We start from the raw sequence: 10738 nt of genomic DNA, 5'->3' as shown, positions 1-10738 counted from the left end.
TTTAAAAAGAAAAGACCCGATATAAGTATAACATACTCATTATCGGGTCTGTATTTGAACTTTAAAGTGCGATTAAAGACTTTTTACAAGATTATTTGTAATTCTCTTCTTGCATACCGCATTCAAAATTCTTCGGATTCTCTTTACAACGGAACTGCCATAACAGTTTCATCATGCGTTTATCATAAATTCCTTTTGCTGTCAGGCTGATACGCGCTTCACGCATAAGTTTTTGATAACCAGGTTTATCTGAATCAGGAATTTCCATCCAATATTTCTGCGGAATATCTGCTTTCATTTTACCCAAGATTGTAAATGCACGTGGCAATTGTGACTTCACCCACTCTCTTGATTTCTGTCCAAAACCTTCAGGAAACTTGTCATGACGAATAATTAAATTTCCTGTCACTTGTAGAATAGGATAATTTACAATCGCCCCTTTCGTGCCTAAACCTTTGTGTAGTTCAAGTGGCTTAAATGCTGCAGCGGGTGCACCAATAATATCAACCTGACCATTATTGAACTTAGCACCAAAATTTGTAATATCAGAACTTACTGCCTGCGCACCCACTTGTGTTGCCATGATTTTTTGTGCTTCATCATAGTCTAGAACCGCAATTTTTTTACCTGCGGCTTTTGCAACAGTGTTGATATTACGATCATTCACTAGAAGATAAGCATCACCAACTGGAATAACACCTACAACTTCATATTTACCATTGACCATGGCTTTGGCAAAAGTTGGACTCGCCAAGCCCTGCATGATTTTCACAGCTAACTTAAGATCGGTAATCGCACCAATCGCATCTAAAGAGCCTGTGAACTGGTTAAATTGGCGACCACGCATCCCTGTAATACTGACACCATCACATTTACCCGCTTTGAAGTCCTCAGCGATTACAGCCTCATTTGTGCCAACACGAAGATCAATATCAGCTCCCCAGTTCTTTGCTGCAAGCTGATAGTCTTTCATTAGAGCATACACGTCACCGCTCTTACCCACGAGATCAAATACACAGATTGTTTGTTTCGCTTGAGTGCCTGCTGACACAGCAGCAATCCCTGTTGCGAGTAATAAAGTTTTAAACCATTGCATCTTATTTTTCCTTTGCATCTATGCTGATTGTTGTGAATATTCTTAAATTCTGAATGCCACTCAATCCTAGATATGGGTCTCAAATGAATATATGTTCCTATTCAATCGTATTTAATCTTCCTGATTAAAAACATATTTTTAAATCTTCACGATTTCATTTGCTTTTTATGTCTTTATGATTGCTATATTTATTAATAAAGACAATGACTTAAATGACAACATAACAAAAACAAAAAGCCTAGAAAAATCTAGGCTTTAAGTATACTTTTTTGCAATTCTGGATTATTCACCAGGTAATGCACATTCAAAGTTCGCTTTATCTACTGAACAACGTGCTTTTTTCAATACAGACATCATACCAGCATCATAAATACCACGCTTAGTTAAATCCATACGACCATCACGTAATAATTTTTGGTATTTTAAAGTGTCTTCAGCAGTTAATTTCATTTTGTATTTCGCTGGGATTTCAGCTTCATAACGTTTGATCATCGAGAAAGCTTTTGGAAGTTGCTTCACAAAGTAGTCACGAGATTTTTGACCAAAACCTGCTGGGAATTTTTCTGGACGAATGACAAGATCCGCAGTCACTTGAAGTACAGGGAAGTTGAACATCGCACCATTTGTACCCAAACCTTTGCTTAACTCTAATGGTTTGTACGCATAAGCTGGAGCACCAACCATATCGACTTGACCATTGTTGAATTTAGCAACAAAGTTAGAGACGTCAGACAATACCGCCTGAGCACCTACACGTTGCACCATGATTTTTTGTGCATCGTCATAACCCAATACTGCGAATTTTTTACCAGCTGCTTTTTCAATTGAGTTGATGTTTTTATCACGTACAAAAATATAAGCAGCACCTAATGGTGTGATACCCGCAACTTCGTATTTGTTACCACCAAGGTTGGTCGTCATTTTTGCAGCATTACGCTTATCAAGAACAAATGTAATTGCACGTTGTGCGATTTCATTGCTTGGTGCGCCACCTAAAGAGTCGATAGAACCCGCAAATTTATTGTATGGACGAGCACGCATTGCTGTCATCGCTACAGCAGCACATTTGCCCGCTTTAAAGTTATTGTCCGCAACCTGTTCATCTGTCAATGCAACAAGGTTAACATCTGCGCCCCAGCCTTTTGCCGCTAAAGCCCAGTCTTGCATCATTTTGTATGATTCACCTGACTTCCCTAATAAGTCGAATACACACACGTCTACAGCTGCTTGAGTTGAAGCAGATACACCTAAGATTGAAGTTGCTGCGATAGCAAGTGCAATTTTTTTCATATTTTTCATCCTTTCACAAACTTTATGTTTGTCTCCTTGTACGAAGCAAATATTAATCATGTTTTATGAAAAAAAATAGAGCTTGTACTCTATTTTTCTTTTAACTTTGTTTAATTTTTGTCCCACTTGATGAATTAAACTTCTTTTTATAAACATATTTGTTATAAAAATTTTTCTTTTAGTTATGACCTTATATGCCATAACTAAAAGCTCACTTTTTATTCTCCGCTTAACGAACATTCAAAGTTAGTTCGCTCGACTGTACAACGGGCACGTTTAAGTACGTTCATCATTGTAGAGTCGTATACTCCTTGCTTGGTTAAATTCATACGACCATCACGCAACATCTTTTGGTAACGCTCACGATCTTCATTAGACAGCGTAATCCGCTTGGCATTCATCCCTGCTTCAAGGCGCTGTACCATCGAGAAATTACTTGGCAATTTTTTAATAAACCACTGTCGTGACTGCGCACCAAAATTAGCAGGGAATTTACTTGGACGAATAATAAGATCACCTGTGATATTCACCACAGGGAAATCAAACAATGCACCATTTGCTAAACCTTTGCTGATCTCTAAAGGTTTATAGGCATATGCAGGCGCAGCAATCACATCTACTTTTCCGCTGTTAAACTTTTTCACAAAGTCAGAAATATCAGAAGGAACTGCAACCAAATCAATGCTTTCAACAATCGCTTTTTGCGCCTGATCATAATGTAAGTAGGCAAACTTTTTGCCTTTGGCTTTTTCGATCGTATCAATGTTTTTATCACGCACAAAGATATACGCTAAGCCGATCTGAATAATCCCTGCAACCTCAAATTTATCACCATTTACAGTTGCTGTAAGACGATGTCTATTTCGCTTATCAAGTACATAGCTAATTGCTTTTTGTGCAATCGCATTACTGGTTACTGCACCTACAGCATCAACAGACCCTGCAAATTTATTATATTTACGAGCACGCATTGAGGTCATATAGACACCATCACATTTACCCGCATCAAAATCTTTTTCTGCCTTTTCCTCATCTTGATAAGGAATTAACTCAATATCACCCTGCCAAGTTTGTGCAGAGAGTTTCCATTCTTCAATAAGTTTATAAGACTCTCCAGCCTTACCCAATAAATCGAATACGCAAATTTCTTGTTTTGCCTGTACAGGAGTAGCCACGACAAATAGAGTTGCAGCACTCAATGCCCAAAGTCCTTTTTTCATCTTGTTTTCCCTTATTTGCTGTTTTTGCATATTTTTCCATCAGCTAGAGATCAATATAGTCAGGTTTTGATTAAAAGCCCAGCATTTTTCTCTACATACGTCGAGTTTTTTTAATTTTTGATAATACTCATCACATTTTTACAAATAACGAAATGAGCTCACTTTATACGTAATCATTTCAAGGAAATGATTACGTATTCTTAAAAGAGATTTACTCGCCGCCGAGGGAGCACTCAAAACTGGTTCTTTCGATCGTACAACGAGCTCTTTTCAAAACACTCATCATAATCGGATCATAGACCCCTTGTTTGGTGAGACTAATGCGGCCATCACGTAGAATTTGCTGATAACGAACCTCATCTTCTTTAGGGAGCTTCAGCTTATATTTTGCAGGGATTTCATTTTCTAAGCGCTTCACCATCGCAAAGCTTTTCGGAAGTTGCGTTACAAACCACTCCCTTGAACGTATACCAAAGTTAGTTGGGAATTTTTCAGGGCGAATAATCAAATCTCCCGTGATATTTACAACAGGAAATGAAAACATTGCGCCACCTGAAGCAATCCCTCTTTCAATTTCTAAAGGTTTGTACGCATAAGCTGGTGCAGCAATGACATCGACTTGGTTACTATTAAATTTTTTCACAAAATCTGAAATTTCAGATGGAACTGAAACCATTTCGAGACTATCTACAATCACCTTTTGCGCCACGTCATAATGCAAATAGGCGAATTTTTTCCCTTTGGCTTTTTCAATGGTATTTAGATTTCTATCATGTACAAACACATAGGCCAAACCAAACTGCAAAATACCTGCCACTTCATATTTCTGATTATCCACAGTTGCTAATAAACGGCGCTTATTTCGTTTATCTAGCGCAAAACTAATCGCCTTTTGCGCAACATGATTACTGGTCACGCCACCTATTGCATCAATCGAACCTGCAAAGCGATTATATTTACGTGCCCGCATAGAGGTCATATAAACTGCATCACATCGCCCAGCATCAAAATCATTTTGTGCTTTGGCTTCATCCTGATATGGAATCAAACGAATATCAGCTTGCCAGCTTTTGGCCATCACAGCCCATTCTTCAGTGACCTTAAAGGTATCTCCTGCTTTGCCAAGTAAATCAAATACACATACTGTTTGCTTTGCCTGTACTTGATTCATCAACCCCATTGATGCCAAAACAGATAAAACAAATAACCCCTTTTTCATTTCGTTACCCTATAAAAATAAAATGATCAAACGCACAAAAAATTAAAATTATTCGCCCCCAAGGCTGCACTCAAAATTAGTTCGCTCAACAGTACAACGTGCTCGCTTTAATACACTCATCATCGTTGCATCATAAATTCCACGCCTGGTAAGTCCCATGCGTGCTTCACGTAAAATTTGCTGATAACGGGTTTTATCTTCATTGCTGAGATTTATTTTGTATTTGGCAGGTAAGTCTGCTTCTATTTTTTGAATCACAGCGAAATTACTTTTGAGACGGCTCAAAAACCAAGCTCTTGAGTTTTCGCCAAAATTACTGGAGAACTTGTCTGGACGAATGATGATATCCATCGTCATATTCACTGCGGGAAAGGTAATGATAGCACCGTCATGACCCAAACCTTTATCCAGCTCTAACGGTTTATAGGCATAAGCTGGTGCTGCCATGATATCGGCCTGACCATTGTTAAATTTTTTGGCGATGTCAGAAATATCAGATAGCACCGCTTGACCACCTAGGCTTTTTACAACGATCTTCTGTGCTTCGTCATAACCTAAAACCGCAAACTTTTTACCTTTAATTTGCTCGATGGTGTTTAACTTTTTATCTTTTACATAGATATAAGCTAAACCAATTTGTGAAATACCTGCGACTTCAAAGCTTTGGTTGCCAATTTTGCTCGATAAGCGATGACGATTTCTTTTATCCAAAGCAAAACTAATGGCTTTCTGTGCAATCGCATAACTCGGAACAGCGCCAATCGCATCAACAGACCCTGCAAATTTATTGTAACTTCGCGCGCGCATTGAGGTCATATACACGCCATCGCATTTGCCTTGTTCAAAATCCTTTTCAGCTTGCGCTTCGTTCTGGTAACTCACCAAATCAATTTCAGTACGCCAAGTTTTAGCCATTAGCGCCCATTCTTCCATGACTTGATAGGCTTCACCTGATTTCCCCAGAAGATCAAAAACACAAACTCTTGCAGCATTTGTCTGTGTACTCATTCCCAAAAAAAACACTGCCCCCAGTGCAAAAAATCCCTTCTTCATCCTTAAACCCTGTTGCTCTACTTGTCGTCTTGTTACTTATTTTTTCATATAAACTAAATAATAATCTGATTTACACGACAAAAATAGAGTTTTTACTCTATTTTAATTCTTTCCATAAAAGTTAGTTTTAGAATTGCCACACTCGATAAAAAGTTGCATTCACAGCTGATCATCTTAAAATGCGGCTATCTATTCGCTATTTTGCACACTTATGATCCAATTAGACCAAGTCTCATTACGCCGTGGCGGCCGTGTTCTTTTCCAAAAAGCATCTATGCAGCTTCATCCAGGCTGGAAAATTGGTTTAACGGGTGTCAATGGGGCAGGTAAATCAACTTTATTTGCAGCCTTACTCGGTGATCTTGTTGCAGATGAAGGTAATCTCACTCGCCCATCGGTGTGGACAGTGGCACATATGGCGCAAGAAATTAAAGCGTTAGAAATGCCTGCATTGGACTTTGTGCTTTCTGGTGACGAAGAATACTGGAGTATTCAAGAACAACTTGCCAATCCAGATCAGTTGAGTAACGATGATTTAGCAAAATTACATGGGCGTTTTGATGAAATCCATGGGTATGCTGCGCCAGCCAAAGCGGCACAGCTAATGGCAGGTTTAGGCTTTTTGGATCATCAATTACGATTAAATGTTGCGAGTTTCTCTGGTGGTTGGCGTATGCGTTTGAACTTGGCGCGTACGTTGATGAGTCGTTCAGATTTATTACTTCTCGATGAACCGACCAACCACTTGGACTTGGATGCGATCTTGTGGTTAGAAGATTGGTTAAAAGCCTATGAAGGCACATTGGTTTTAATTTCGCATGACCGTGATTTCTTAGATGCAATTACCGATCATATCTTACATATCGAAAATCAAGAATTGACGCTGTACACAGGCAATTATTCAACTTTTGAAACGACACGAAGCGAACGTTTAGCACAACAACAACAGGCTTTTGAAAAGCAGCAAGAGACGCGTGCTCATCTACAAAAATTTATTGATCGTTTTAAAGCAAAGGCAACTAAAGCTCGTCAAGCACAAAGTCGTATCAAACAACTTGAACGTATGCAGCAACTCGCACCTGCACATATTGATACACCCTTTACCTTTAGTTTCCGTGAACCAACAAAAATGAGTTCGCCATTGCTCAGTCTTGATGGAGCAACAATTGGTTACGGCGATAAAATGATTGCTGAGAAAGTCCGCCTGCAAATTACGCCTAACTCACGTATTGGTTTGCTTGGGATGAATGGTGCAGGTAAGTCAACACTCATTAAAACCTTGGTTGGTGATTTACCACTGCTATCAGGTGAACGCAAAGCATCTGAATTACTCAATATTGGTTACTTTGCTCAACATCAAATGGATGCCTTAGATGCCAATGCAAGTCCAATGCTGCAACTTGCTCGGATTGCGGACAAACAGATCAGTGAAGCATCACTGCGCGCTTTTCTAGGTGGTTTTGGTTTTAGTGGCGAGCGTATGGATACGCCATGTGAAAGTTTCTCTGGTGGTGAACGTGCACGTCTAGCATTGGCACTGATCGTATGGCAACGTCCAAACGTGCTGATTCTGGATGAACCAACCAACCATTTAGACTTAGATATGCGCCACGCACTCAGCATGGCCTTACAAGATTTTGAAGGTGCTGTGGTCCTTGTTTCACATGAACGCCAGTTAATTGCCAGTGTTTGTGACGATTTACTATTAGTCCATGCAGGGAAATGTACTGAGTTTGAAGGTGATCTTCAAGACTATGCGAAGTGGTTACGTGAAGCGCGACAGCAACAGATCAACGCTCAAAACGCTTTGCAACAACAAGCTTCGACTACACAAGCACCCGTTGTCAAAATCGATAAAGAAGCTCAGCGTAAAGAAGCTGCACGTCGTAGAGAAATGACGCGACCTATTCGAAAAAACATCGAAAAAGTTGAAGCTCAAATAGAAAAAATACAACCTCGTTTAGCGGATATTGAACACGCATTAGCGGATACAACACTGTATGAAGCAAATCGTAAAGATGACCTCATTAAGCTCATGAATGAGCAAACTGAGCTTAAAGCGAAATTAGAGCAGCATGAAGAACAACTATTAGAGCTAATGATGGAACTAGAAGAATTAGAAAGCTCTTTCGAAGCTTAATATGATCTGACCTCATCATGTCATGCGAACATGATGGGGTTTTTCATCATCTATGAAACAGCTGATGTTTAAGATACTAAAAAGTACATTGAATACTTATAAAGTTGTCATGAATTTAGCGACAAACTCAGTTAAGGTAAAAAGGATAATTTTCTCGGAAAATTGAGCTTTGGTTTCAGGCTCGATATACTCAGCTCCCATTATTGTAAAGTTATAACTTTCGAGCAAATCCTGAGGGTTAAATTTATTTAATATTTTGGTACTTCAATTTGGTGAGTACTCTATTTTTGGAATCATACAAACTGAATGAATTCTTTAGATTTTATTTTTAATTTTGAACATATCCTCCCTGTCTTGGTTCAAGAATATGGTTTATGGATCTATGCAATTCTTTTTCTCATTATTTTCTCTGAAACAGCTTTTGTATTTATGTTCTTTTTACCGGGTGATAGTCTTTTACTCACCGTTGGTGCATTGTGCGCTGTAATTGAAATTATGCATCTTGGCTATATGATTAGCTTACTATTTGTAGCCGCAGCTTTAGGCTATATGGTGAATTATCATATTGGTCGTCATTTTGGTGATCGCATCTTAAATATGGATTCACGTTTTATCAAACAAAAGTATCTTCAAAAAACCAATAAATTCTTTTTAACACATGGCGGGAAAACGATCCTTCTTGCTCGCTTTATCCCCTTTGCTCGCTCCTTTGCTCCTTTGGCAGCAGGCTCTAGCAATATGAATTACACACGATTTGTCCTTTACAATATTTTAGGCGCTTTTCTGTGGATTAGCGTTTTAGTCGGTGCAGGTTACTTGTTTGGACATGCTCTGATTCAAGTCAGTGATTTTGTTGATCCATAAGTTCCACGTGAAACCTCTACATTCGATAAAAAAAAGAGCTTAAAATCATTTAGATCTTAAGCTCTTTTTTATAGATCAAATTCAGCAACGTTTTTTCTACTTCAATGCATACTCAAATTACTTGAACTGTTGATGATATTCATTGCGAAGCTTGACCAACTTCAAAGCCTCAACTTTAGCATCTTCCAACTGCCCTTTTGCTACCAGTGCAGTCACTGCATCAATTTCAGCAATTAGTTGATCTAAACCACCTTGATAGCTTTTAACCTGATCATTTTCAGGCGCTAAACCTTCCAATTGATGCGGTAAAGATGCTTTGGAAGAAACTGCTGCTTTGCGCATTAAAGCAAGCTGCTTATTCGCCTCAGCCAAGTCATCTGTTTGAGCAAAGGCAGTCATAGTTTTGGCTAAAACATGCATATCTTTCTCAAGTTGATGTGCAGAAACAGCTTGGCTCAGAAATAATGAACCTGAGACCAAAGCACACATCAATATACGTTTGTTCATGCATTCATCCTTAAACTAAAACAAATCGATTAAGCATCAATATCAGCATTGAGCGCATTTTCTTCAATGAAGGCACGACGTGGTTCTACATCATCACCCATTAAGCATGAGAACATACGATCTGCTTCAATCGCATCATCAATAGTCACTTGAAGCATATTACGGTTCTCTGGGTCCATTGTGGTTTCCCAAAGCTGCTCCGCGTTCATCTCACCCAAACCTTTATAGCGTTGGATCATCATGCCACGACGTGAGTCTTGCAAAATATGCTGCCAAACTTGATGGAAGTTACCGACTTGAATACGGCGCTCACCTTTCTGTAAATAAGCACCTTCTTCAATTAACTTGAACCAGCTCTTCGAGTTTTTCAACAACCGTGCGTATTCAGCAGAATTTAATAGACCAGCATCTAGTAAATACGAGTGCGGTAAGTTATGCACATACACAGTAACGCGTGGCCAGTAATGCGCTGATTTCTCACCTTGCGCATTTTCACGTTCAAATGCTTCTAAAGTGATTTCAGGACGCAAACTTGGTTGTAATTTTTCAATCGCAGCACGCAATTGCTCAGCCCAAGTTTCAACATATTCATGATCATCATTGTGATCTGCTTTAAATGCCTCTAACTCAAGTAAGCCATCAAGTAAGCTTGCAGGATAACGCTGAGTTAAGCGCTGTAAGCTCTTTTGCGAAACCTGATAATCAGCAATCACACTCGCAAGTGCTTCACCTGTAATCGCAGGTGCATCAGCACTAATGTGCAATGAAAGTTCATCAATCGCGTTTGAAATCAGGAATGTTTCCAACGCCTCATTATCTTTGATGTACTGCTCATGCTTGCCTTTCTTCAACTTGTACAAAGGTGGTTGCGCGATATAAATATAACCACGTTCAACCAGCTCAGGCATTTGACGGAAGAAGAAGGTCAATAGCAAGGTACGAATATGTGAACCATCCACGTCCGCATCGGTCATGATAATGATTTTGTGATAACGTAATTTGTCTGGGTTGTATTCTTCACGTCCGATACCACAGCCCAAAGCAGTAATCAAAGTACCCACTTCTTGACTGGAAATCATCTTGTCAAAGCGCGCACGTTCAACGTTCAGGATCTTACCTTTCAACGGTAAAATGGCCTGCATTTTACGGTTACGACCTTGTTTCGCACTACCGCCCGCAGAATCACCCTCGACCAGATACAGTTCAGACAATGCTGGATCTTTTTCCTGACAATCAGCCAATTTACCTGGTAAACCAGCAATGTCTAATGCACTCTTACGACGAGTCATTTCACGTGCTTTACGAGCAGCATCGCGAGCGCGTGCTGCATCAATAATTTTGCCTGCAAT

Annotated in this window: 9 protein-coding genes; 2 read left to right on the top strand and 7 right to left on the bottom strand. The window is 39.4% G+C overall.

From position 1 onward, the window contains the following. Positions 1–91: 91 nt before the first annotated feature. From B4237_RS15655 to B4237_RS15635, 5 genes are all read right to left on the bottom strand, one after another. Complete coding sequence (locus B4237_RS15655; RefSeq protein ID WP_004882262.1) at positions 92–1096, bottom strand: putative solute-binding protein; 1005 nt, start codon at positions 1094–1096, stop codon at positions 92–94. Positions 1097–1378: 282 nt separating this feature from the next. Continuing rightward, on the bottom strand, positions 1379–2386 hold the full coding sequence (locus B4237_RS15650; RefSeq protein ID WP_026094248.1) for a putative solute-binding protein: 1008 nt from the start codon (positions 2384–2386) through the stop codon (positions 1379–1381). 218 nt (positions 2387–2604) lie between these two features. Further along, the gene (locus tag B4237_RS15645) at positions 2605–3606 is read right to left on the bottom strand and encodes a putative solute-binding protein (protein WP_019385911.1); all 1002 of its coding nucleotides are present in this window, start codon (positions 3604–3606) and stop codon (positions 2605–2607) included. Between the two features lie 211 nt (positions 3607–3817). Then, the gene (locus tag B4237_RS15640) at positions 3818–4825 is read right to left on the bottom strand and encodes a putative solute-binding protein (RefSeq protein ID WP_278595857.1); all 1008 of its coding nucleotides are present in this window, start codon (positions 4823–4825) and stop codon (positions 3818–3820) included. 48 nt (positions 4826–4873) lie between these two features. Next, on the bottom strand, positions 4874–5878 hold the full coding sequence (locus tag B4237_RS15635; RefSeq protein ID WP_278595858.1) for a putative solute-binding protein: 1005 nt from the start codon (positions 5876–5878) through the stop codon (positions 4874–4876). Between the two features lie 211 nt (positions 5879–6089). On the opposite strand from B4237_RS15635, the gene B4237_RS15630 reads away from it, so the two are divergent. Continuing rightward, entirely contained in the window at positions 6090–8018 is a 1929-nt protein-coding gene (locus tag B4237_RS15630; RefSeq protein ID WP_278595859.1) for an ATP-binding cassette domain-containing protein, read from the top strand. Between the two features lie 306 nt (positions 8019–8324). Next, positions 8325–8882 carry a VTT domain-containing protein gene (locus B4237_RS15625; RefSeq protein ID WP_136459072.1) on the top strand — a complete coding sequence of 186 codons (558 nt, stop codon included), beginning with the start codon at positions 8325–8327 and terminating at the stop codon, positions 8880–8882. Positions 8883–8999: 117 nt separating this feature from the next. Here the strand turns inward: B4237_RS15625 and cybC are convergent, their stop codons facing one another. Both cybC and B4237_RS15615 read right to left on the bottom strand, forming a co-directional pair. Further along, entirely contained in the window at positions 9000–9389 is a 390-nt protein-coding gene (gene cybC / locus B4237_RS15620) for a cytochrome b562 (RefSeq protein ID WP_136459074.1), read from the bottom strand. Positions 9390–9418: 29 nt separating this feature from the next. Beyond that, positions 9419–10738: toprim domain-containing protein (locus tag B4237_RS15615; protein WP_286943881.1), on the bottom strand; the 1320-nt coding region annotated here is incomplete at its 5' end.

It is taken from the genome of Acinetobacter sp. UBA6526 (assembly GCF_002434875.1).
Taxonomy (GTDB): domain Bacteria; phylum Pseudomonadota; class Gammaproteobacteria; order Pseudomonadales; family Moraxellaceae; genus Acinetobacter; species Acinetobacter venetianus.
The sequence above is the reverse complement of the archived record's forward strand: the minus strand, read 5'-3'. Positions and strand labels throughout refer to the sequence as shown.

What these genes read in the sequence shown, in the direction of transcription:
- B4237_RS15635 (WP_278595858.1), bottom strand. Translation starts at nt 5,878, where the DNA reads ATGAAGAAGGGATTTTTTGCACTGGGGGCAGTGTTTTTTTTGGGAATG.
- B4237_RS15655 (WP_004882262.1), bottom strand. Translation starts at nt 1,096, where the DNA reads ATGCAATGGTTTAAAACTTTATTACTCGCAACAGGGATTGCTGCTGTG.
- B4237_RS15645 (WP_019385911.1), bottom strand. Translation starts at nt 3,606, where the DNA reads ATGAAAAAAGGACTTTGGGCATTGAGTGCTGCAACTCTATTTGTCGTG.
- B4237_RS15625 (WP_136459072.1), top strand. Translation starts at nt 8,325, where the DNA reads ATGAATTCTTTAGATTTTATTTTTAATTTTGAACATATCCTCCCTGTC.
- B4237_RS15630 (WP_278595859.1), top strand. Translation starts at nt 6,090, where the DNA reads ATGATCCAATTAGACCAAGTCTCATTACGCCGTGGCGGCCGTGTTCTT.
- B4237_RS15640 (WP_278595857.1), bottom strand. Translation starts at nt 4,825, where the DNA reads ATGAAAAAGGGGTTATTTGTTTTATCTGTTTTGGCATCAATGGGGTTG.
- B4237_RS15650 (WP_026094248.1), bottom strand. Translation starts at nt 2,386, where the DNA reads ATGAAAAAAATTGCACTTGCTATCGCAGCAACTTCAATCTTAGGTGTA.
- cybC (WP_136459074.1), bottom strand. Translation starts at nt 9,389, where the DNA reads ATGAACAAACGTATATTGATGTGTGCTTTGGTCTCAGGTTCATTATTT.